A 20,177-nucleotide genomic window follows, 5' to 3' on the forward strand; every position below is an offset into this window, starting at 1 on the left:
CCCCGCCGCCTGGCGGGACCCGGCGCCGCGGGCGGCACCGGGCACCGGGCACAATGGGCCGCCATGAGCCCCTGGTTCGAGCAACTGCGGTTCGGGGACGGCCTGGTCCGCCTCTCCGAGCCGCACGTCCACGAGATCCTCAGGTCGAACGTGTGGTGGCTGCGGGGCACGGACCGCGACGTCGTGGTGGACGCGGGGCTGGGCGTGGTCGCGCTGCGCGAGGCGGTGCCGGCGCTCTTCGCGCGCGATCCGCTGGTCGTCCTCAGCCACGCGCACCTGGACCACGTCGGCGGGGCGTACGAGTTCCGCGAGCGGGCGGGGCACCCCGCCGACGCGGCCGCCCTGGCGGCGGGTGTCCCGGCCAGCCTGGACGGGCCAGAACTCGCCCGTCTGCTCGGCACCGAGGACGTGGGCGCGGACTTCCCCGACCTGATGATCGACACGCTCCCCGAACCGGGCTACGACCCTGCGGCGTACCGCCTCGGCGGGGTGACGCTGACCCACCCGGTGGAGGACGGTGACCGCATCGATCTCGGCGGCCGGACGCTCACCGTCCTGCATCTGCCGGGCCACACGCCCGGGTCCGTCGCGCTGCTGGAGGAGCACACCGGGGCGCTGTACTCCGGTGACGTCGTCTACGACGGGTACCTGGTGGACGATCTGCCCGAGTCCGACGTTGCCGCCTACCGGCGCAGCCTGGAGTTCCTGTGCGGACTGGACGTGTCCGTCGTGCACCCGGGGCACGGGCGCAGTCTCGACCGGGCGCGACTGCGCGACGTCGCGCGGGCCTACCTGCGCAGAACGGCCGCGGACGAGGCGTAGTGCGCCCGCGCCCGGGTGGCCGTCCGGGCCGTCCGGGCGATCACGGTCAGCCGGGCCAGGTGCCGGTCAGCCGCCGCACGCCGACCGCGCCGCCCCGGTCGACGGCGGCCTTGACGGTGGCGAAGATCGCGCCGCGCAGCGCGGCGGCCATCAGGATCTCCCGCCACGCACGGTCCTCGTCGGTGGCCCTGGGGGCCTCGCCCTCGCTTCCGACGAGCTTCCACGCCCTCGTGAACAGCGCACCCGCCACCGCGCCTCCGAGCGCGCCGAGGACCAGCCCCACCGGCCGGTACAGAACCTTGGACTTCCTCATGGCCCGGCGCTCACCGCCTGGTGCGGCGCACGACCAGGTAGATCAGCACGAAACCCGAGACGACGGCGAGGATCTGCCCGCGGTTGCGGCCCGCCGCCGTGGCGGCCTCCTCGGCCTGCTGCCGGAAGCGCTCCGGGGTGTGCTCCTGGACGCGCTTGAACGCCCAGGCGGCCTTGTCCCTGGCCTGCGCCGTCCGTTCGTCGATCTGCTGCCGCGCGGCCGCCACGCGTTCGTGCGCGTGGGCCGCCGACTCCGCCGCGGCACGGCCGACTTCCTCCCGGGCGCGCGCCACGTCCTCGCGCAGCTGCTCGGGCGTCGGGGTCGACGCCGCCCCGCCCGCCTCTTCCTTGTCCGTCATCGCTCCGCCCTTTCCGTGATCCCGGCCGAACCGGCCCTCGCAGCGCGGGCTTCGCGATGCTGATGGATCGTCAGCGGATGTTCCCCGCCCCTCGGCCCTCATTGCGCGGCTACCCCTGGGCGGGCACGGCATGCGGGAGGCGCGGCCCGGGCCACCGCGTCACGGGCGCAGTTCGGGCGGCTCCTTCTCCCGTCCGAGGTCGGTCTCCACGTCGTAACCGACCGGCCCGTGCCCGGTGCCGGGGTGGGCGATGTCCGCTCCGAGGTCGAACGCGGCCTCGTCGACCGCCTGCGTCAACTCGTCCTCGTCATGGCGTCGTACGGCGTCCCAATGGTGCTCGGCGATCCGCGCGACAAGGTCGCGGACCCCCTCGTGGTGTCCCTCGGCGGGGCGTTCGTCACGGCTCATGCCCCCATGTTCCGTTGCGGGGCAGGGACGGGACAACCAACCCGGGGTGAACCTCGCGCCCGCACCGGAGCCCTGGCACGGGCCAAGGAGATCGACGCGGGGCTCGACCCGGCGCGCCGGGAGCTCGGCCGGAAGGTGCTGCGCGGCTGAGAAGCCGGCGTACGCCGCCGGGCCGCGTGCCATGATGCGGGGCGGACAGGCACAGGGACGGCCTTGTGCGCGCGGCACGGCACGGGGTGCGGGAGCGATGAGACCAGGGCCAGGACCACACCACCCCCTGACCGCACCGGGCGCGGCGGGTGCGCCCGCTGCCGCACCGGGGCCCGGACCGGCGCAGCGCGCGCGGCCCCGGTACCAGTGGCTGTTCGTCCTGGCCGTGGTCGCGCTGCTGGCGCAGATGGCGGTCGCCATGGTGACGACCGCCGTGCAGCAGACTCCCACCATCGACGAACCCGTCTACGTGGGCACCGCGGAGCTCTACCTGCGCGAGCACAGCCTGCGCTTCAACCCCGAGCACCCGCCGCTGGGCAAGCTCGTGATCGAGAGCGGGCTGGCGTTCGCGGACGTGCGTCTGGACCGGGGCTTCGCCGGGGACCAGACGCAGTTGGGGCGCCGCGTCCTGTACGAGTCGGGCAACGACCCGTGGCGGGTGATGCTCGCGGCGCGCCTGCCGGTGATCGTGCTGACGCTGCTCTTCGGGCTGGTCGTCCTGGCCTTCGCGAAGGACCTCTTCGGTCCGGCGGGGGCACTGCCGGCCCTGGCGCTGTACGCCTTCTCGCCGGACGTCGTCGCGCACGGGTCACTGGCCACCCTGGACGTGCCCGCGGCCGGTTTCGTGCTGACCTCGGTGTGGTGCCTGTGGCGCGCCCGCGGACGGCCGGGCCTGTGGCTGCCCCTCGCCGGCGCGGCGCTCGGGGCGGCCCTGGCCACCAAGATGAACATGCTGGTGGCGGTGCCGGTGGTGCTGCTCCTGGTCGCCGTGGACCAGGGAAGGCGCCGGCGATGGGCGCACGGCCTCGCCGCGGCGGCCGGCGTGGGGCTGGTCGCGGTGGCGGTGGTCTGGGCCGCCTATCTCGCGGTGAACCCGCGGCTGCGGTGGACGACACCGGACGGGATGCCGGCGCTCCACGGACTGCGCGGCCTGGCGGCTTCGCTGCTGCCGTTCCCGGAGGCCTACCGGGACGGCGTGCGGCTGCAGTTCGGCTTGGAGAACGCCACGTGGGACGGCTTCCTCTTCGGCCGGCACTATCACGGGGCGCTCTGGTACTACCTGCCCGCGGCGCTGCTGGTGAAGACCCCGCTCGGCATGCTGGTCCTGTGGGCGGCCGGTGCGGTGGTGCTGCTCGCCGTCCCCCGGCTGCGGCCCGCGGCGGCGTACGTGCTGCTGCCGCCCCTGGTGCTGCTGGCAGCGGCGATGACCGGGTCGCGGGACCTGGGCGTCCGCTACGCGGTGTTCATGCCCGTGTTCGGCGCGGTCGCGGCCGCGGGGGTCACGGCGGTGCGAGGGCGGTGGGTCCATGTGACGGCTGCCGTGCTGGTCGCCTTCGTCGCGGTCAGCTCGCTGCGGACGTTCCCCTACTACCTGCCGTACTCCAACGAGGCGTTCGGCGGTCCCGCGCGGACGCATCTGCGCCTGCACGACTCCAACGTCGACTGGGGCCAGGACCTGGGGCGGCTCGCCGACCGCCTGCGGGAGCGTCACCCGGGCGAACCGGTCTGGTTGGTCTACAAGGGCAGCGGCGTGCCGTCGTACTACGGCATCGCGTCGCGGAATCCGCTGACCGTGCCCCCGGAGCGGGTGCACGGCCTGCTCGTCGTCTCGGACTCCTCGGTCGCCAAGGCGGAAGGGCGGCTCGCCGCGCTCCTGGAGGGTGCGACCGCGATCGACGAGGTCGGGCACTCGATCACGATCTACCGACGCTGAACGCCGGGCGCGCGCCCGGCGTTCGGCGTCAGGGCAGCTCAGGCCTTGCGGGCCACCATGCCGTAGACGTTGATGTCGGCGTCCGTCACGTCGTTGATGTCGTTGTAACGGATCTTGTCGATGTCGTCCATGCCCTCGATGAACGCCGGGTCCATGTCCGCGGTGGAGGCGCCGGTGTCCGGGGAGTGGTCCGGACGCCAGTGGTGCACGGGGACGAGACCGGGCTCGACGAGGTCGAGGCCGTTGTCCGTCGCGAAGCGCAGGACCTCGCCGTGCGGGCGCAGCACGAAGGAGAAGCCCCGGTCCTGGTAGGTCCTGGCCACCTTGGCGATCTGCTCGGCGTTCAGGTCGGAGGTGAGATGGGTGAGGACGACGTGGCTGCCCGAGGGCAGCGCGTCCACGAGGTGCTTGACGACCCCGTACGCCTCGTCGTCCTCGACGAAGTGCAGCACGGCCACCAGCACGAGCGCGATCGGCTGGTCGAAGTCGAGGGTGCGGGCGGCCTGTTCGAGGATGGCGGCGGGGTCGCGCAGGTCCGCGTCGATGTAGTCGGTCCTGCCCTCGGGACCGGAGGCGAGCAGGGCACGGGCGTGCGCGAGGACGACGGGGTCGTTGTCGACGTACACCACACGGGCGTCGGCGGTGATCCGCTGGGCGATCTGGTGGACGTTCTCCTGGGTCGGCAGCCCGGTGCCGATGTCGAGGAACTGGCGGATGCCCACCTCGCCCGCGAGGTGGTTCACCGCCCGGCGCAGGAGGTCCCGGTTGTGCCGGACGTCGAGGTACCCGCGGGGGTTGGCGGCGAGGGCGGCCGCGGCGGCGTCGCGGTCGACGGGGTAGTTGTCCTTGCCGCCGAGGAACACGTCGTAGACGCGGGCCGGATGGGCCCGCGTGGTGTCGATGCGCTTGCGGAGCTGCTCGGCGGACTCGTAGGCCGCGGACGCCTGGCTGTCGTTGCCCATGGGACCATCCCCTGAAACTCGAAAAATCGAATAATCGATCCGATCAACAGACAACTTAGCGGTTCCGAGCGTGAGTTGGTGCCTCGCCTCCCTCACAGGTCACGGCGGTGCCCGCAGGTCACGGCGACGACGGCGGCCGTCGGCCGTCGGCCCGATGGTCACCCGCGCGTCCTCGCTCACGGGGCGGGGCTGGTGGCGCCGGACCGGGGCACGGCCAGGGCCCGCAGCGACCAGTCCAGTGCGGGGGCGGCGGACTCGGGCACCGGCCAGCCGTTGACCGTCGCCAGCAGCGCGACGTACCGCTCCCGGCGGGGGTCGTCTGCGGCCGCCAGCAGGGACGGCAGACGGCCGCGCAGGACCTCGTCGTCCGCGGTGCCCAGTGCCTCGGCGCAGCCGGCGGTCAGCGACGCCACGACGGGGGCCGCCCGCGGGGACAGCGGATCGACGCCGGCCGCGACCGCCGGGCCGACCCGGTCCCTGACCACCGCGACCACGTCGCGGCGCGGCAGTCCGTCGCCGCCTTCGGCCCGCCGGGCCGTCAGGTCCTCGGCCAGGGCGCGCAGCCTCGCGCGGAAGGTCTCGTCCTGGGTCAGTTCGGCCAGCTCCACCCACGCGCGGAGCTGCTCCGGGGCGGCGTCGTCGGGCAGTTCGGGCGTCAGCGTGCGGCGGATCCCGGCGACCGCCGGGTCCGCGAGGCCGCCGAGGACGGCGTCCAGGAAGCCGTCGACCACCCGTCGCCGCTCCTGCTCGGTCAGTTTGGCCAGCCGGTTCAAATGATCCATCTCCTCGGGTGTGGAGCCGCGTTCGGCCACCGTGGTCAGCACGGCGCGCCGCAGGTGCAGGACGCGGATCTGCGCCGCCAGTGCCTCGGCATGGGCCGCGGCGACCTCGGGCAGCGTGAGTTCCCGGTCCACGACCCTGCGGATCGTGGCGAGGTCCATTCCGAGGTCCCGCAGCGTCCGCACCAGTTCCAGGCACGCGAGTGCCCGCGCCCCGTACAGCCGGTAGCCGGCGGCGCTGCGGCCGGTGGGGACCACGATCCCGCGGTCGGACCAGAACCGGACGGTCTTGACCGTCAGTCCCGTGCGCCGGGCCAGTTCGCCGATGGAATGGAGTGTGCCGTCGTCCATGCCCCCACCCTCCCGTCTCCCCCTGGGGGAGACTCAAGCGGTTTCCGGGACACCCTCCGGCACCTCGCGCCGCCAGCGGCGCTCGCCGTCGTGCCAGTGGCCGGTCGGGGTGAGCCCGCAGGTCTGGGCGACGGAGGCGGAGGCGCGGTGGTCGGGGTGGATGTGGGCGACGATCGTGCGGACGCCGCGGGAGTCGAGCCAGCCGGTCAGCGCGCGGGCCGCTTCCCGGGCGAGGCCGCGGCGCTGCCAGGGGGTGCCGACGACCCAGGCGATCTCGGCCTCGGGGCCGGCGGCTCCCGGGGAGATCGTCGCCTGGACGTAACCGGTGAGGCACCCCTCGTCGCGCAGCCGGAGCACCCAGTTGAGCCAGGAGACGGCCGGATCGGGGGAACCGGCCAGCACACGCCCGTAGCGGGCGCGCAGTTCGGCCGGGGTGTCGGGGCGGCCGCCGGTGAAGACGTACAGGGCGGGGTCGGACAGGACGCGCGCCATCTCCTCCGCGTGGTCGACGCGCAGCGGGAGCAGGTCGAGGCGGGCGGAGCGCGGCGCGCCGTCCACGGCGACGCACACGCCGACGACCCGCCCGCCGTCCGTGCTCTCGCCGGCGGCGGACCGCACGCGGGGGCCGTCCCCGTCCACGGCCGTCACCAGGTGCAGTCCGGCGGCGCCCGTGTCCCGAACCAGGACGACGTCCCCGGCCGCGACCCCAGAGGGGTCGGCCGGGGCCACGACGAGGCGCTGTCCGGCGCGGAGCGGCGGCGGCGCGGCCCCGTCCGGGCAGTCGAACTCCACGGTGTGCCCGGCGGCGACCCGTTCCGCCACGTCCTCCACGATGCCCATGGCACCGATCATGCCCGGTCAGCGGCGACGCGCCACACCGGTCAGCCGGCCGCGGCGCGCGCCGCCAGCTCCCGCGCCGCGGTGGCGACGGCGCCGCCCTGGGCCCGCCCGGTGAGCGGATCGCTCGGCGCGTAGCGCAGATCGACGCCCGCCTGGGCGCAGCGGGCCGCGATCGCCGGGCAGGCGCGTTCGGCGAGGGCGGCGATGGTCAGGGAGGGGTTCACGGTCAGGGAGGTCGGCACGGCCGAGCCGTCGGTGACGAAGATCCCGGGGTGGGACCGGAGTTCGTGCAGGTCGTCGAGGGCGGACAAGGCGGCGGAGTCCCCGGTGCGGCACGATGCGAGGGGGTGCGCGGTCACCGTCCCCGTCACGTGCTCGTCCCAGGGGCGCACGGTCGCCAGGCCGTCCCTCTCCAGGATCGACCGCGCATGGGCGTCGGCGGCGTCCCATCCCCGGCGTGTCCCGGCACCGGGGGTGAAGCGCATGGTGCCCAGCCCGATCCCGTTGGCCAGGCGCGTGAAGCTGCCGGTGAGCGGCGGCGCGCCGAAGCGGCCCTCGGTCTCGTCCTCCGTCATGGCGAGCACGGTCAGCCACGAGCGCCACCGCGCCCGCATCCGCTTCTTGTCCACGCCGGACCACAGCCCCGCCGCGGTCTGCGCGAGGGTGTTGGTGACCGTGGGGAAGTAGATCTGCTGCAGCGTGAAACGGGAGAACTCCGGTGCCGCGGCGTCCAGTCGGTCGTAGGAGGCGGAGGTGATCGGCATGCCGATGGGCAGCGCCTCGTAGGCGACGGTGTCGCTGCGCGACAGCCCGAGCAGCGAGCGGACCCTGCCCTCGTCGAGTTCGGCCACGCTGACGCGGTCGCCGTTGCCGGAGAACCACCCGCCGACGGCGGCCGGGACACCGCCGAGGAGCGGGGCCGAGCGCTGCAGCAGGACCGGTGTGCCGACGGCGCCGGCGGCCAGGACCAGGGTCCTGGTGTGGATCGTGCCCACCCCCGTGGGGCACGTGTAGTCGCCGGCGTCGAGGGTCGTCCAGTCGACCGCGTAGCGGTAGCCGGGTTCGGTGGACGGCCGTACGAGCTGGACCTCGTGCAGCGGCCTGATCTCCGCGCCGTGGGCCTCGGCCGCGGGCAGGTAGTTCAGCAGCATGGAGCGCTTGGCGCCGAAACGGCAGCCGGACAGCATCCAGTTGCAGTCGGTGCAGCGCGCGCGGTCGACGGCGACCGGCACCGGGTTGCAGGTGTGCCCGGCACGGTCGCAGGCGGCGGCCAGGACACCGCCCGCGTAGGACACGTCGGTCCAGTCCAGCCGGGTCACCGGCAGTGCCTGCTCCACCTGGTCGTACCAGGGGTCCAGCGTGGCGCGCGTGATGGTCAAGGGCCACAGCCGGCGCCCGGCGGGGTCGCGGCGCCCGAAGACGAAGGACGGCGCGCGCAGCGAGGCGGCGAAGTACACGACGCTGCCCCCGCCGACGCAGTTGCCCGCCACCACCGATATGCCGTCGCCCTTGATGACGTCGACGATCCGGGGATAGGCCCCGAGGTTCAGGTCGTGGGTGAACTCCTCGGTGGCCAGACGGGGTCCGCGTTCCAGGACGGTGACGCGGGCACCGGCCGCGGCCAGGTGGTAGGCGGGGATGGCGCCGCCGAATCCGCTGCCGACGACGAGGACATCGGTGGTCTGCGGGCTCATGCGGGGCTCCCGGAGGGCGTGGTGGCGGGGTGCGGCGCGGCCAGGGCCCTGCCGTACGAGTGGTCGGGGAAGCGCCACAGGCCGTCCGGGCCGGGGGCCGGGAAGCCGATCCAGGTCAGCCCCGGGTGGCCGTCGGCCAGGGCCTGCGCGGTGTGCAGGTGGGCGGCGGTGTCGAAGGCGAGCCCAACCAGGAACGACAGCAGCTGCCAGACCGGGCGGTCGGGGTCGTCCGGCTGGAACAGCCCGGCGGTCACGGCGGTGCGGTGGTCGAAGGCCAGCCCGACGAACGGCGGCCGGTCCAGGGGCAGCAGGATCAGGTGCGTGACGGCGTACCCGGTGGCGCGGGCGTCCAGCAGCGTGGCGATGCCCGGCAGCAGAGGGGCCAGGGGGAGTTCGGGCGCGGTCAACAGGGCTACGGCGCCCGCCTGCACGGCGCCGGGGCCCGCGGCGGCCCCGGCGACGGCCCGGTCGGAGGGTCCGCGCCGCTCCCCCGGCACCAGGGTGTCGGCGAACGCCTCCAGCGTGGAGACCGGCCAGGAACCGTAGGCCGGTGTGGCGGCCGCGGCGGCCGCCGCCGTCCCCGCCCCGGTGCCCAGGACGGGCAGGGCGGCGACGGCCGCGGCGAGTCCGCGCAGCACGGCGCGGCGGTCGATACCCGCGTCCACGGCTACCGCGCCGGGCAGAACAGGCTGAAGGGGAGTGTGATCGCCAGGCCGGTCTCGCCGGCCTCGTCGCCGTACGCGGCCAGGACGTCGGCCACCTCGGGCAGTTGCGGGCGCAGTGCGGCCACCACGTCGCCGATGCCGACGCTGACGCCGTTGACGTGGAAGTCCGTCAGCCGCATCGCGGCCCGCCGCTCGCGTTTGTCGAACCAGTAGCGGCCGTTCCAGGTCACGTACGGGATCGCGCCGGTGGTGGACTGCACGCTCCAGTGGTCGCGCTGGTAGTAGCGGCAGACGGGCAGCGCGAGGGCGAAGCGGGAGGGCTCGGCGAGCAGGAAGCGGACGGCGCCGCCGTTGTCGAAGGTGATGTCGCGCTTGGAGTACTCGACGCACACCGGGTCGGTGAGCCACAGCCAGGGGTCGGGTGTCTCGCCCTCGCCATAGGAGTGCCAGGCACAGGAACCGGCGAAGGCGGGCTCGGTGTAGGGCTCGGGCGCCGTGGCCGAGGCGGGGCCCGCGGCGACGGTGAGGGCTACGAGAGAGGCGATGCCGACGGCGACCGCCGTCAACAGGCGGGCGGGGCGAGGGAACGGGGTCATGGGCACACTCCGGTGGTCAGAGGGGACGGGCCGGGGGCACCACCGAAGAATGCACCTGACGTGATGTCAGGGCAAGAGGTTGTACAGAGACTCATTGAATCAGTGGCTCATCCACTGCCTCTCCGTGTTGACGCAAGCCCCCGGGGCCGCTGGGCTGGGACCGCACGTTCGGCACGCCTGCTGAGAGGACGGCCCCGGTGGACCCCTTGACCCGTGAGAGCCTCGTCGACGTCCTGGAGCGCCGCCTCCAGGACGACATCCTCGGCGGAGTGCACCCCGCCGGCGCCCTCCTGCCGCCCGAGCAGCGCCTCGCCGAGGGCTACGGCGTCACCCGCACCACCGTGAAGCACGCCTTCGGCCGGCTGACCCAGGCCGGTCTGCTGGAGACCCGGCACGGCGTGGGCACCCGGGTGCGCGACTACCTCCGCCTGGGCGGCGCCGACCTGCTGCCGATGCTCGTCCGCCACAATCCCGGCTGGCTGGCCGACATCTTCGAAGTGCGCGCCGGTGTGGGCGCGCTCATCGCCGAGCGCGCCGCGGTCGCCGGGACGGCAGGCCAACGGGCCCGGCTGCGCGAGCTGCTGGCCGCCGTCGCCGACGCCCCCGGCCCGGACGCGGCCCAGCTCGCCGACGCCGAGGTGCACCGCGCCCTGGCCCACGCCACCGGCAACCGCGTCTACGTCCTGCTGACCAACACCCTCTTCGCGGCCTACCTCCCCCTGCGCGCCCAGCTCGTCGCGCCCTTCCGCGACCCGGCCCGGGCCGCCGAACGCCTCGAACCCCTCGTCTCCGCCGTGGAGTCGGGGGACGGCGCGGCCGCGCGGGCGGCGGCGCAGACGTACCTGGACGAGACCCGCCGGATCATGGTGGAAGCACTCGGCGCGGCCTGACCGTCCGCCGCCGCGACCCGCCCCGGGCCCCGGAAACCCCGGTGCGGCCCCGTCCCGCGCCCGGGCACACTGTGGCGATGAACGCCGGTGCCCCCGTCCGCACGCCGCAGGAGCACGCCCTGCGCCATGTCGCCGCCCGCTCCTCGGGCGGCCCGGTCGACCCGAGCCTCCGTCTCACACTCAACTTCCACCCCGACCGGGACGCGCGCGGCACGACGACACTGGCGAGGATCGCCCAGGACGGCGTGTACCGCTCGCAGTTCGTGACGGGTACCGGCAACGGGGGTCTGACCGCCCACCCGGGCGGTGACCGCTGGCTCTGGGAGAGCCGCATCTTCGGCGGCGCCTACGACCGCGCCGCGGCTCACGAGCGTCCGGTGTACGGGGCGGTCAACCACCGGCGCGACCCGGCCGGCGGCGCGCCGCGCTTCGGCTCCTGCCACTTCCGGCTCGCTGCGCGGACACTGGCCAGGACCACGTTCTGCTACCCGGACAGCTCCACGGAACCGGAGCTCTTCGCGGTGGCGGCCCGCTTCTCGCTGCTGGAGCCGGCGGCGGACGACGGGCTGGACACCCTGGACGGCCACATCGAGGCCCAGGTGCACGGCCCGGTCGTGCTGGACGGCGACGTCGAGGCGCTGGTGCTGGACCCGTCCTTCCGCGGCACCGCCGTGGAGGCCGCGGCCCGGCGGCTGCCCTGCCCGGTCGAGTGGCACGGCGGCTTCCGGCTGACCACGGAGCACCTGGTGCGGCACGCGGACTACCGCGGCCGGGAGTACACCGACCTCGGCGTGGCCGTCTCCGCCGGCGGGATCCTCGACCCGCGCATGATCGGGGACGCCGCCCGCACCGGCCGCCACGACCCGCAGGCGCTCAAGCGGCTCTGGCACGTGCTCGCGCGCTTCGGGGCCCCGCGGGGTGCCGCCGGCGAGGCCCCGACCGCGTGCTGCCCGGCGGCCTGAGCGCCCGGGACCGCGCTCGCGGGGGGCGACCCGGCGCGGAGCCGGATAGCGTGGAGAGGGCACCGGCCGCATCCCGCGACCGGCCGCCGTTCCGTACGGGCCGATGAGACGGGAGCCCCGATGACGCCTTCGTCGCCCCACACGGGCACCCCTGCCCCCACCGGGGGCCAGGACCCCGCGGACGAGAGGCCGCGGTTGTCGGCGCTCGTGATCTACGTACGCGACCTGGACCAGTCGGCGGCGTTCTACGGCGACCTGCTGCGCATGGAGATCGCGACCCGCGACACCACGGCCCTGCTGCTGACGGACGCCGGGGGCTCTATGGTGGTGCTGCGGGCGATGCCGCGCGGTGAGCACTCGCTCGGCGGCGTCGGGGTCCAGGCGACGGTGTGGACCGCGCGGGATCCCGAGGACCTGAGCCGGTGCGAGCACCTGCTGCGGGAGCGCGACGCGCACGTGGAGACCACCACGGTCGACGGCCGCACGGTGGTCGAGGGACGCGACCCGAACGGCCTCACGGTGATGGTGGCCCATCCGCGGCTCGAACCCGTCGTCGCCCAGTTGATCATGAACCGCGCCTACGCCTGGTGAACGACCCCGGTCCGGAGGGAAGCACCGGAGCGCGGATCACGTGCCGTGCGGACCCCACCGGCGGTGCACCGGAATCGATCTGACGGCTCGTCGGTCATGAAAACGCGTCCGGGGGGCAGGCGGTCACGAGACGACCACGTCACGTTCCGTACTGTCCTGAGGAGTGCTTCCATGCCTTTGAACTTCCGGAAGTCGTTCCGGATCCTTCCCGGCGTCCGTCTCAACATCAACAAGAAGTCGCTGTCGATCACGACCGGCGGCCCGCACGCGAGCCACACCGTCAACACGCGCGGGGACCGCACCGAGTCCGTCGACCTGCCGGGGCCGTTCTCCTGGCGGCGCACCACGCGTCGCAAGCGGCGGTGACGGCGGTGACGGCCGGGACCGCGACTACTCGAGGATCCAGCCGGACATCCAGCGCTCCTTGACCGCCGGCCACTCGGCCGCGACGAGGGAGTAGTAGACGGTGTCGCGCCACGTGCCGTCGACGCGCCGGAGGTGGCGGCGCAGCACTCCCTCGCGGATGCCGCCGATCCGGCTGACGGCGTCCTGCGTGGGCAGGTCGAGGTCGTCCAGCCGCCACTGCACGCGTCCGAAGCCGAGATCCTCGAAGGCGTAGTAGACCAGCATGAAGTGGGTCTCCAGGTGCACCGGGGTGCCCCAGAGCGTGGGGTCGAGCCAGCTCCAGCCGATGTCGACGCGCTCGTCGGCGGCCGCGATGCGGGTGTACGCCGCCCAGCCCGCGGGGCGGTCGGTCGCCCGGGGCACCACGGAGAACGCCACCGCCTCGCCGGCCGCCGCCTGGGCGAGCCGCTGGTCGACGATGGCGCCCATCTCGGCGGTCGACCGCGGCGGCGTCGTCGACAGCCAGCGCCACACCTGCTCGTCGCCACGGGCCGCCCGGTAGAGGTCGGGGACATGGCTGCGCGACAGCGGTACCAGCCGTGCGTACCGGCCGTCGATGGTGACGGAAGCAGGGAAGCGTACTGCCATGTCCGGAGGCTAATCCGATCGGGCCCGCGACGGCACCCTGTCGCGGATTCCCGCACGATCTTCCGCGCGTACCGCCCGTACCGCCCGTACCGCCGACCGGCGCTCCCGCGTCCGGCTGGTAGACCGCCCCGGCAGGCATGCCGGGGTCCCCGGGCGGGGAGGCGGGTTGCATGACGAAGACCGGTCTCCCGGAGGGCATCCGGGCCTGCCTTTTCGATCTCGACGGTGTACTGACCAAGACCGCGCTGGTCCACGCCGCCGCTTGGAAAGAGACGTTCGACGACTTCCTGCGCCGCCGTGACGGCGCGGACTTCCGCCCCTTCGACAAGGTGGCCGACTACGACGAGTACGTGGACGGCCGCCCGCGCGCCGACGGCGTGCGCACCTTCCTCGCCTCCCGCGGCATCGAGCTGCCCGAGGGGACACCCGACGACCCGCCCGAGCGCGACACGGTGAACGGGGTCGGCAACCGCAAGAACACCATCCTGCTGGAGAAGATCCGCACCGAGGGCGTGGAGGCCTACGAGGGCTCCGTCCGCTACGTGCACGCCGTGCGCGCCGCGGGGCTCCGTACCGCCGTGGTCTCCTCGAGCGCCAACTGCCGCGACGTACTGGTCGCCGTCGGCATCGAGGACCTCTTCGACGTCCGGATCGACGGCATCGTGGCCGCCGAGCGCAAGCTGCCGGGCAAGCCGCACCCCGACACCTTCCTGGAGGCGGCGCGCGACCTCGGTGTCGAGGCGGACGCCGCGGTCGTCTACGAGGACGCGCTGGCCGGTATGGACGCGGGCCGCGCCGGGCGGTTCGGGTACGTGGTGGGAGTGGACCGGGTCGGCCAGGCGGACGCGCTGCGCGAGCACGGGGCCGACATCGTGGTGCAGGACCTCGCGGAGCTGCTGGAGGACAACGCGTGATCACCCACTCCGCGTTCACGGTCGAACCGTGGACGCTGCGCGAGACCGGGCTCGACTTCGACGTGCTGGCACAGAGCGAATCGGTCTTCGCCCTGTCCAACGGGCACATCGGCTGGCGCGGCAACCTCGACGAGGGCGAGCCGCACGGCCTGCCCGGCTCTTATCTCAACGGCGTCCACGAACGGCATCCACTGCCGTACGCCGAGGCCGGCTACGGCTATCCCGAGGCCGGGCAGACCGTCATCAACGTGACCAACGGCAAGCTCATCCGGCTGCTGGTCAACGACGAGCCCTTCGACGTCCGCTACGGTCGGCTGCTCTCCCACGAGCGGGTGCTCGACCTCCGCAGCGGCCTGCTGCAACGCACCTGCGAGTGGACCTCGCCGGCCGGCTGCACGGTGCGGGTCCGCTCCACCCGGGTGGTCTCGCTGACCCAGCGGTCCATCGCCGCCGTCCTGTACGAGGTGGAGGCCGTGGACTCCACGGTCCGGCTCGTCGTCCAGTCCGAGCTGGTGGCCAACGAGCAGCTGCCGACGGTCTCCGGAGACCCCCGTGTCTCCGCCGTGCTGGAGTCCCCGCTGGTGCCCGAGGAGGACGTGGCGCTCAACACCCGGCTGCGGCTGGTGCACCGCACCGCCGTCACCGGGCTGCGCGTCGGGGCGGCCGCCGACCACAGTGTGGACGGCCCGCCGTCGACGAAGATGTACAGCGAGAGCCTGCCGGACACCAGCCGTCTGACGGTCACCTGCGACCTGTCCCCCGGCGAGACGCTGCGCATGGAGAAGATGGTCTCCTACGGCTGGTCCGCGGTGCGCTCGCTGCCGGCGGTCCGGGACCAGGTGGAGGCCGCGCTCGCCGGCGCCCGCAGCACCGGCTGGCAGGGCCTGGTCGACGAACAGCGCGAGTACCTGGACTCCTTCTGGTCCCGGGCCGACGTCGAGATCGACGGCGACGCCGAGATCCAGCAGGCGGTGCGCTTCGCCCTCTTCCACGTGCTGCAGGCCGGCGCCCGCGCCGAGCAGCGCGCGATCCCGTCCAAGGGCCTGACCGGCTCGGGGTACGACGGCCACTCGTTCTGGGACACCGAGAGCTTCGTGCTGCCGCTGCTCACGTACACCTCCCCCAATGCCGTCGCCGAGGCGCTGCGCTGGCGGCAGGCGACGCTGCCCGCCGCCCGGGAGCGGGCCGGGCAACTGGGGCTGGCGGGGGCCGCGTTCCCCTGGCGGACCATCGACGGCTCCGAGGGGTCGAGCTACTGGCCGGCCGGCACCGCGGCCTTCCACATCAACGCGGACATCGCCGACGCCGTGGTGCGCTACGTCGCGGTCACCGGCGACGAGGGCTTCGAGCGCGAGACGGGTGTGGAACTGCTCGTCGAGACCGCCCGGTTGTGGCTCTCGCTGGGCCACCACGACCACCACGGCCGGTTCCACATCGACGGGGTCACCGGGCCCGACGAGTACAGCGCGATCGCGGACGACAACACGTACACCAACCTCATGGCCCAGTCGAACCTGCGGCACGCCGCCGACGCGGTCGAGCGCCACGCCGAGCAGGGCACGGCGCTCGGCGTCGACGACGAGGAGACCGCCGCCTGGCGGGACGCCGCCGAGGCCATGACCGTGCCCTACGAGAGCTCCCTGGGCGTCCACGAGCAGTCTGCCGGATTCACCCGGCACCAGATGTGGGACTTCTCCGCGACCCGCCCCGACCAGTACCCGCTGATGCTCCACTTCCCGTACTTCGACCTCTACCGCAAGCAGGTCATCAAGCAGGCGGACCTGGTACTGGCGATGTTCGTGCGGGGCGACTGCTTCGACTCGGGCCAGAAGGCACGCAACTTCGCCTACTACGAGCCGCTGACCGTCCGGGACTCCTCCCTGTCGGCGTGCGTCCAGGCGATCATCGCGGCCGAGGTGGGTCATCTGCGCCTGGCGTACGACTACCTGGGCGAGGCCGCGCTGATGGACCTCAAGGACCTGGAGAACAACACGCGCGACGGGCTGCACATCGCCTCGCTCGCGGGCACGTGGATGGCACTGGTCGCGGGCTTCGGCGGGATGCGGCGCCACGCGGGCGGGGTCCGCTTCGCCCCGCGGCTGCCGGAGAAGGTGCGCCGGCTGGCCTTCACGGTGCAGGTGCTCGGGCGGCGGCTGCGGGTCGGGATCACCGACTCGGTGGCCACGTACACGCTGCTGGAGGGCGACCCGCTGGAGATCCGGCACTTCGACGAGGCGCTGACCGTGTCGACGGACGGCCCGGAGAGCCGTTCCGTGCCGGCCGTGACCGCGCGCCCCGAGCCGGAGCAGCCGCCGGGCCGGCGGCCGGCGCGGCGCTGAGGGGCTGGTTCGGCGTCCGCTTCAGAGTGCGGTGAGGATGCGGGGGCCCTCCTCGGTGATGGCGACGGTGTGCTCGATGTGGGCGGCCCGGCTGCCGTCGTCGGTTCGCAGGGTCCAGCCGTCGGCGGCGGCGTGGTAGCCGTCGTGACCGCCGGCCATCAGCATCGGCTCGATGGCCAGGGCCAGGCCGTGGCGCAGGGGGAAGCCACGGCCTGGCCGCCCGTGATTGGGCAGGTGGGGGTCCTCGTGCATGCGGCGGCCGATGCCGTGGCCGCCGAAGTCCTGGGGCATGCCGCAACGGGCCCCGCGGACCACGCTGCTGATGGCGTGCGAGATGTCGCCGATGCGGTTGCCGACGGTGGCCGCGGCGATCCCGGCGTCCAGTGCGCGCTGCGTGGCGTCGATCAGCTCCAGGTCGCCGGGGCGCGGGGTACCGACGGTGAAGCTGGTCGCGGCGTCGCCGGTCCAGCCGTCGAGTTCCGCGCCGCAGTCGATGCTCACCAGGTCGCCGTCGCACAGGCGGTAGTCGTCCGGGATGCCGTGCACGATGGCGTCGTTCACGGACGCGCAGATCACCGCGGGGAACGGCGTCGGCGCGAACGACGGGCGGTACCCGAGGAACGGGGACCGGGCGCCCGCGGCGTCCAGGACCGCTCGCGCCGCCTCGTCCAGCTCACGCAGCGACACCCCGACGCGGGCCGCCTCGCGCACGGCGGCCAGCGCCTGGGCCACCACGCGGCCGGCCTCGCGCATGGCCTCCAGGGCCGCGTCGGTCTTGATCTCCACCATGTGCCGTGTCCTCTTCTCGGGGGGTTTCTCGGGGGTCGACGTGACCCAATACTTATACCGGTATTAGTATCACGGTCATGGTGAGAACGCCCCTGACCCCCTGGGAACGCGAACGCGGCGAGCGCTTCGGCGCGCTGCTGCGCGAGGCCCGCGGCGACCGCAGCATGGTGGACGTCGCCGCGGCGGCAGGCGTCTCCGCGGAAACCCTCCGCAAGATCGAGACCGGCCGCGCCCCGACCCCGGCCTTCTTCACGGTCGCGGCCCTGGCCGCGGCCCTCGGCATCTCCCTGGACGTCCTGGTCGCGGCCTGCGCGGCCGCGGACCCCGGCGAGGGGGATGCACTGTCGGCCTGAGGGCCGACGGGGACCGGCGGGCGGAGGCGGCGCGGCAGCGGAGTGCGGGCCCGGAAAGCGTGTAGCCACCGCCGGACTTGACCTGGCCGGCAAGGCGGCGGAGCCCAACGCATACTGCGAGCGCGGGCAGCCCGTCCGGCCCGGGGCCACACGGCGTACGGGTATGGACCCGGGCGAGCGGGTGTCACGCATTCGGCGACGAAGGCCCCCCGGCCCGGCCTCGATCCGCACACTGGATGGCCATCCGGCCGACATCCCATCGAATGAGGCAACTCCGTCGACATGAGATCCATGCACGACCGCAGCATCCCCCGATGTGTCGACGCACCACCCGTCGACCCGTCACATCATGAACGGCGACTGGAATATCGCGCCGAGAAACTCACTTCTCAAGAATCGCCATCACCAGCCGCCACGGCGAGGCGGACCTTGTAACCACAAGCCTTGAAGAGCGCTTCGCTGATCAGCGCGAGGTTCTCCAGGGACAGATTTTCGCAAGTATACCGAAGGGCAATCGGGAAGTCCCCGTACAAACTCATTGCCACCATGAGGACCGCAAGATCCTCGCGCCACTCACCGAATCCCCCGGAATCGATTGCCTCCCTTATCGGGCGGACATCGAATCCCGCCCACATCTCACCGTCCTCGTCCACGCCCCCTTGAACAAAATTACGCAACTCGGGACTTTCCAGCCAGGCCCCGTGACGCTCCAACAGCCAAACGGCCGCATCGAGGGACCACATCGCGTCGGTGCCGCGACGAAGCGCGTCAACGAATCTGTCCGAGGAAAGGGATGAAAAAGCGTTCATGAAAGCAGTGTAGCCGGTCGGGCGCCCGAGGACGCGATCGACCGGCTACGCGCTTTACAGCCCTACCCGGCTATTCCTCCTGCCCGAGGAGGAACTGCATGATGCGCCTTCGGGATACCGTAGGAACATCCCCACCAAGTTCGGGGTGCGGGTTGCCTGCAATCGGTACGCGGAAAGCGCCGTCCTTTCCAGCACCCGAGATCTGATATTTGACGTACGGCCCCTGATGAACCTTGTCCGCGCTGGTACTCTCCGGATCGCCGGCCTCCATGAAAAGCATCACGTTCGAATCATCAGGCTTGTAGATCTGTGTTCCACGCCCACCCGTCGCAGAAGTGGGCTTCATCGGCTTGTTGGAGAATCCCGCCTTATCCGCCAACTCAATGACATACTCTTCGCTCTGCCCACGAAGGTGCTCGGGGTCCATGAGATTCTTCAAAGCCTGAGCGGTCGTCATACCAGCGACCGAACTTGCGGCGGCCATGGGTTCGAGGCGACTACCCAGTCCGGTGTCGTACTGGCGGAGCCCGAAATCCTTCAGCGATGTCGCACTCGTCCGCGCCGCAGGACATTCGCCCTTCTCCACACTTCCGCAGTACTTTCCCCAGAACAGCTCGCTCATCGCGGCCAGGCCCTCGGGCGTCTCCGCGCCATTCGCAAAGAAGTTTCTGTGCGCCCGCACCTCGTCGAGCGCATCGTTCCACGCCTTTTGCCCCTTGGACGACAAAGAAGTGGGAGCTTCCGACTGAATGGTCAGGCTTCCCTTTACCGACGGCTTGTCGCCACTGCTCTTCGCAGGCGCGGGGCTTGCCGCGGTGCCGTATTTGATATTGGGCTTGCTGCCCTTGCCGCAGTACTCGGTCTCGCCGCAGTCCCGCAGGCCAGCGGGGTCACTGTTGGTGACAGGGTTGTTACGACTGTAGGCGTAGCCGTTCATCTGTTGCGGGTCGCCCGTGTCCATGACGGGGTCGAGGCTGAGGAAGCGGCCGGTGGCCTGGTCGTACTCGCGGGCGCCGAGGTGGGTGAGGCCGGTGGTGGGGTCGTCGGTGCCGCCGACGAATCCCTTCTGTCCCGGCCAGGACGTGGGCGCCTTGCCGCGGGGGCCGCCGAAGGGAGTGGCGCGGCGTTGCTGCATGGTGAGGTCGGTGGCGGCCACGGCGAGTTCTGAGGTGCCGTGGTGGTCGCCGAGGAGGAAGGAGAGTGTGCCGTCGTCGGTGCGGATGGCCTGGTTGCCGCCGCCGAGGTCGTAGTAGCGGGTGGCCTTGGCGGTCGAGGCGCCCTTGGCGAGGGTGAGTTCGGTGCCGCCGAGGTAGAGGGTGGTCTCGTTGTCGGTGCGGCGGATCAGGCGGTTGCCGTCGGCGTCGTAGACGTACGAGGTGGTCTTCGACCCTTCGGTGACCTTGGCGAGGTGGCCCTCGGCGTCCCAGTCGAGGGTCTGGGTGTCGCCGCCGATGGTGCGGGTGTGGGTGTTGCCGACCGTGTCGTAGGAGTAGGAGTCGATGGCGCTGCCGGTGGGGCCGGCCGTGGTGACCTGGGTCAGGCCGTGCGGGCGCGGGGCCTTGGGCGCGGGGTAGTCGTAGGTGCGGGTGACGTCCTGGGAAGCATTGCCGGCGGGGTCGTGCTGGGTTTCGGTGCGGCGGTTGCCGGTGGCGTCGTAGGAGTAGGACTGCCAGTACGGGGCCGGGCCGCCGAGCAGCGAGCCTGCTGTGGACGAGCAGCCGTTGGTGCCCTGGGCCCAGGCGTCGGTGAGGCGGCCGAGGTGGTCGTAAGTGAAGCACTGGTTGTCGGTGCCGTCGCGCGAGGTGTCGGCGATGGAGGTGATGTT

At 72.7% G+C, this 20,177-nt stretch carries 22 protein-coding genes; 9 read left to right on the forward strand and 13 right to left on the reverse strand.

Annotation, left to right across the window (positions count from 1 at the left end):
• The first annotated feature begins 63 nt into the window (after positions 1-63).
• On the forward strand, positions 64-822 hold the full coding sequence (locus ACFYXS_RS27595) for an MBL fold metallo-hydrolase (RefSeq protein ID WP_389252872.1): 759 nt from the start codon (positions 64-66) through the stop codon (positions 820-822).
• A 46-nt stretch (positions 823-868) separates the two neighbouring features.
• Here ACFYXS_RS27595 and ACFYXS_RS27600 read toward each other — a convergent pair whose 3' ends face one another.
• The 3 genes from ACFYXS_RS27600 to ACFYXS_RS27610 all read right to left on the reverse strand — a co-directional run bounded on the left by ACFYXS_RS27600 (position 869) and on the right by ACFYXS_RS27610 (position 1,901).
• Positions 869-1,135 carry a DUF4235 domain-containing protein gene (locus ACFYXS_RS27600; RefSeq protein ID WP_389252874.1) on the reverse strand — a complete coding sequence of 89 codons (267 nt, stop codon included), beginning with the start codon at positions 1,133-1,135 and terminating at the stop codon, positions 869-871.
• 10 nt (positions 1,136-1,145) lie between these two features.
• Positions 1,146-1,493, reverse strand: coding sequence for a hypothetical protein (locus ACFYXS_RS27605; RefSeq protein ID WP_389252876.1), 348 nt, complete (start codon positions 1,491-1,493; stop codon positions 1,146-1,148).
• Between the two features lie 159 nt (positions 1,494-1,652).
• On the reverse strand, positions 1,653-1,901 hold the full coding sequence (locus tag ACFYXS_RS27610; RefSeq protein WP_389252878.1) for a hypothetical protein: 249 nt from the start codon (positions 1,899-1,901) through the stop codon (positions 1,653-1,655).
• Positions 1,902-2,148: 247 nt separating this feature from the next.
• Between ACFYXS_RS27610 and ACFYXS_RS27615 the strand changes: the two genes are divergently transcribed.
• The gene (locus ACFYXS_RS27615) at positions 2,149-3,825 is read left to right on the forward strand and encodes an ArnT family glycosyltransferase (RefSeq protein WP_389252880.1); all 1,677 of its coding nucleotides are present in this window, start codon (positions 2,149-2,151) and stop codon (positions 3,823-3,825) included.
• 38 nt (positions 3,826-3,863) lie between these two features.
• Here the strand turns inward: ACFYXS_RS27615 and ACFYXS_RS27620 are convergent, their stop codons facing one another.
• The 6 genes from ACFYXS_RS27620 to ACFYXS_RS27645 form a co-directional block, all read right to left on the reverse strand.
• A complete protein-coding gene (locus tag ACFYXS_RS27620; protein WP_389252882.1) occupies positions 3,864-4,787 on the reverse strand; it encodes an SAM-dependent methyltransferase in 924 nt (307 codons plus the stop codon).
• A gap of 176 nt (positions 4,788-4,963) precedes the next feature.
• On the reverse strand, positions 4,964-5,917 hold the full coding sequence (locus ACFYXS_RS27625) for a MerR family transcriptional regulator (RefSeq protein WP_389252884.1): 954 nt from the start codon (positions 5,915-5,917) through the stop codon (positions 4,964-4,966).
• A gap of 33 nt (positions 5,918-5,950) precedes the next feature.
• A complete protein-coding gene (locus ACFYXS_RS27630) occupies positions 5,951-6,487 on the reverse strand; it encodes a GNAT family N-acetyltransferase (protein WP_389252929.1) in 537 nt (178 codons plus the stop codon).
• A 311-nt stretch (positions 6,488-6,798) separates the two neighbouring features.
• The gene (locus tag ACFYXS_RS27635) at positions 6,799-8,451 is read right to left on the reverse strand and encodes an FAD-dependent oxidoreductase (protein ID WP_389252886.1); all 1,653 of its coding nucleotides are present in this window, start codon (positions 8,449-8,451) and stop codon (positions 6,799-6,801) included.
• On the reverse strand, positions 8,448-9,116 hold the full coding sequence (locus ACFYXS_RS27640) for a DUF5987 family protein (protein WP_389252888.1): 669 nt from the start codon (positions 9,114-9,116) through the stop codon (positions 8,448-8,450). Before ACFYXS_RS27640 ends, ACFYXS_RS27635 begins: the two co-directional genes overlap by 4 nt.
• Positions 9,117-9,118: 2 nt before the next feature.
• The gene (locus ACFYXS_RS27645) at positions 9,119-9,712 is read right to left on the reverse strand and encodes a hypothetical protein (RefSeq protein WP_389252890.1); all 594 of its coding nucleotides are present in this window, start codon (positions 9,710-9,712) and stop codon (positions 9,119-9,121) included.
• Positions 9,713-9,909: 197 nt separating this feature from the next.
• Between ACFYXS_RS27645 and ACFYXS_RS27650 the strand changes: the two genes are divergently transcribed.
• The 4 genes from ACFYXS_RS27650 to ACFYXS_RS27665 all read left to right on the forward strand — a co-directional run bounded on the left by ACFYXS_RS27650 (position 9,910) and on the right by ACFYXS_RS27665 (position 12,521).
• A complete protein-coding gene (locus ACFYXS_RS27650; protein WP_389252892.1) occupies positions 9,910-10,602 on the forward strand; it encodes a FadR/GntR family transcriptional regulator in 693 nt (230 codons plus the stop codon).
• 77 nt (positions 10,603-10,679) lie between these two features.
• A complete protein-coding gene (locus ACFYXS_RS27655; RefSeq protein WP_389252894.1) occupies positions 10,680-11,564 on the forward strand; it encodes a DUF3626 domain-containing protein in 885 nt (294 codons plus the stop codon).
• 120 nt (positions 11,565-11,684) lie between these two features.
• Positions 11,685-12,155: a VOC family protein gene (locus ACFYXS_RS27660; RefSeq protein ID WP_389252896.1), complete on the forward strand. Its 471-nt coding sequence runs from the start codon at positions 11,685-11,687 to the stop codon at positions 12,153-12,155.
• Positions 12,156-12,326: 171 nt separating this feature from the next.
• Positions 12,327-12,521, forward strand: coding sequence for a DUF4236 domain-containing protein (locus tag ACFYXS_RS27665; RefSeq protein ID WP_319663972.1), 195 nt, complete (start codon positions 12,327-12,329; stop codon positions 12,519-12,521).
• Between the two features lie 24 nt (positions 12,522-12,545).
• Here the strand turns inward: ACFYXS_RS27665 and ACFYXS_RS27670 are convergent, their stop codons facing one another.
• On the reverse strand, positions 12,546-13,148 hold the full coding sequence (locus ACFYXS_RS27670; RefSeq protein ID WP_389252900.1) for a GNAT family N-acetyltransferase: 603 nt from the start codon (positions 13,146-13,148) through the stop codon (positions 12,546-12,548).
• A 170-nt stretch (positions 13,149-13,318) separates the two neighbouring features.
• Between ACFYXS_RS27670 and ACFYXS_RS27675 the strand changes: the two genes are divergently transcribed.
• Both ACFYXS_RS27675 and ACFYXS_RS27680 read left to right on the forward strand, forming a co-directional pair.
• Positions 13,319-14,062: an HAD family hydrolase gene (locus tag ACFYXS_RS27675; RefSeq protein WP_389252902.1), complete on the forward strand. Its 744-nt coding sequence runs from the start codon at positions 13,319-13,321 to the stop codon at positions 14,060-14,062.
• Positions 14,059-16,401 carry a glycoside hydrolase family 65 protein gene (locus tag ACFYXS_RS27680; RefSeq protein ID WP_389252905.1) on the forward strand — a complete coding sequence of 781 codons (2,343 nt, stop codon included), beginning with the start codon at positions 14,059-14,061 and terminating at the stop codon, positions 16,399-16,401. Before ACFYXS_RS27675 ends, ACFYXS_RS27680 begins: the two co-directional genes overlap by 4 nt.
• A gap of 21 nt (positions 16,402-16,422) precedes the next feature.
• Here the strand turns inward: ACFYXS_RS27680 and map are convergent, their stop codons facing one another.
• Positions 16,423-17,190 carry a type I methionyl aminopeptidase gene (map, locus tag ACFYXS_RS27685; RefSeq protein ID WP_389252908.1) on the reverse strand — a complete coding sequence of 256 codons (768 nt, stop codon included), beginning with the start codon at positions 17,188-17,190 and terminating at the stop codon, positions 16,423-16,425.
• A gap of 77 nt (positions 17,191-17,267) precedes the next feature.
• Between map and ACFYXS_RS27690 the strand changes: the two genes are divergently transcribed.
• Complete coding sequence (locus ACFYXS_RS27690) at positions 17,268-17,543, forward strand: helix-turn-helix domain-containing protein (protein WP_389252910.1); 276 nt, start codon at positions 17,268-17,270, stop codon at positions 17,541-17,543.
• 389 nt (positions 17,544-17,932) lie between these two features.
• Here ACFYXS_RS27690 and ACFYXS_RS27695 read toward each other — a convergent pair whose 3' ends face one another.
• Positions 17,933-18,352 carry a hypothetical protein gene (locus ACFYXS_RS27695; protein WP_389252912.1) on the reverse strand — a complete coding sequence of 140 codons (420 nt, stop codon included), beginning with the start codon at positions 18,350-18,352 and terminating at the stop codon, positions 17,933-17,935.
• Between the two features lie 70 nt (positions 18,353-18,422).
• Positions 18,423-20,177 (reverse strand): RHS repeat domain-containing protein (locus ACFYXS_RS27700; RefSeq protein ID WP_389252914.1); only part of this gene is annotated, 1,755 nt, incomplete at its 5' end.

The sequence above is a fragment of the Streptomyces sp. NPDC002574 genome (assembly GCF_042889545.1).
Classification (GTDB): Bacteria; Actinomycetota; Actinomycetes; order Streptomycetales; family Streptomycetaceae; genus Actinacidiphila.

Bases quoted from the DNA above. Each gene is read 5' to 3' on its own strand.
- ACFYXS_RS27695 (WP_389252912.1), bottom strand. From the start codon at position 18,352: ATGAACGCTTTTTCATCCCTTTCCTCGGACAGATTCGTTGACGCGCTT.
- ACFYXS_RS27595 (WP_389252872.1), top strand. From the start codon at position 64: ATGAGCCCCTGGTTCGAGCAACTGCGGTTCGGGGACGGCCTGGTCCGC.
- ACFYXS_RS27665 (WP_319663972.1), top strand. From the start codon at position 12,327: ATGCCTTTGAACTTCCGGAAGTCGTTCCGGATCCTTCCCGGCGTCCGT.
- ACFYXS_RS27675 (WP_389252902.1), top strand. From the start codon at position 13,319: ATGACGAAGACCGGTCTCCCGGAGGGCATCCGGGCCTGCCTTTTCGAT.
- ACFYXS_RS27610 (WP_389252878.1), bottom strand. From the start codon at position 1,901: ATGAGCCGTGACGAACGCCCCGCCGAGGGACACCACGAGGGGGTCCGC.
- ACFYXS_RS27690 (WP_389252910.1), top strand. From the start codon at position 17,268: ATGGTGAGAACGCCCCTGACCCCCTGGGAACGCGAACGCGGCGAGCGC.
- ACFYXS_RS27615 (WP_389252880.1), top strand. From the start codon at position 2,149: ATGAGACCAGGGCCAGGACCACACCACCCCCTGACCGCACCGGGCGCG.
- map (WP_389252908.1), bottom strand. From the start codon at position 17,190: ATGGTGGAGATCAAGACCGACGCGGCCCTGGAGGCCATGCGCGAGGCC.
- ACFYXS_RS27605 (WP_389252876.1), bottom strand. From the start codon at position 1,493: ATGACGGACAAGGAAGAGGCGGGCGGGGCGGCGTCGACCCCGACGCCC.
- ACFYXS_RS27670 (WP_389252900.1), bottom strand. From the start codon at position 13,148: ATGGCAGTACGCTTCCCTGCTTCCGTCACCATCGACGGCCGGTACGCA.
- ACFYXS_RS27660 (WP_389252896.1), top strand. From the start codon at position 11,685: ATGACGCCTTCGTCGCCCCACACGGGCACCCCTGCCCCCACCGGGGGC.
- ACFYXS_RS27645 (WP_389252890.1), bottom strand. From the start codon at position 9,712: ATGACCCCGTTCCCTCGCCCCGCCCGCCTGTTGACGGCGGTCGCCGTC.
- ACFYXS_RS27625 (WP_389252884.1), bottom strand. From the start codon at position 5,917: ATGGACGACGGCACACTCCATTCCATCGGCGAACTGGCCCGGCGCACG.
- ACFYXS_RS27600 (WP_389252874.1), bottom strand. From the start codon at position 1,135: ATGAGGAAGTCCAAGGTTCTGTACCGGCCGGTGGGGCTGGTCCTCGGC.
- ACFYXS_RS27635 (WP_389252886.1), bottom strand. From the start codon at position 8,451: ATGAGCCCGCAGACCACCGATGTCCTCGTCGTCGGCAGCGGATTCGGC.
- ACFYXS_RS27620 (WP_389252882.1), bottom strand. From the start codon at position 4,787: ATGGGCAACGACAGCCAGGCGTCCGCGGCCTACGAGTCCGCCGAGCAG.
- ACFYXS_RS27655 (WP_389252894.1), top strand. From the start codon at position 10,680: ATGAACGCCGGTGCCCCCGTCCGCACGCCGCAGGAGCACGCCCTGCGC.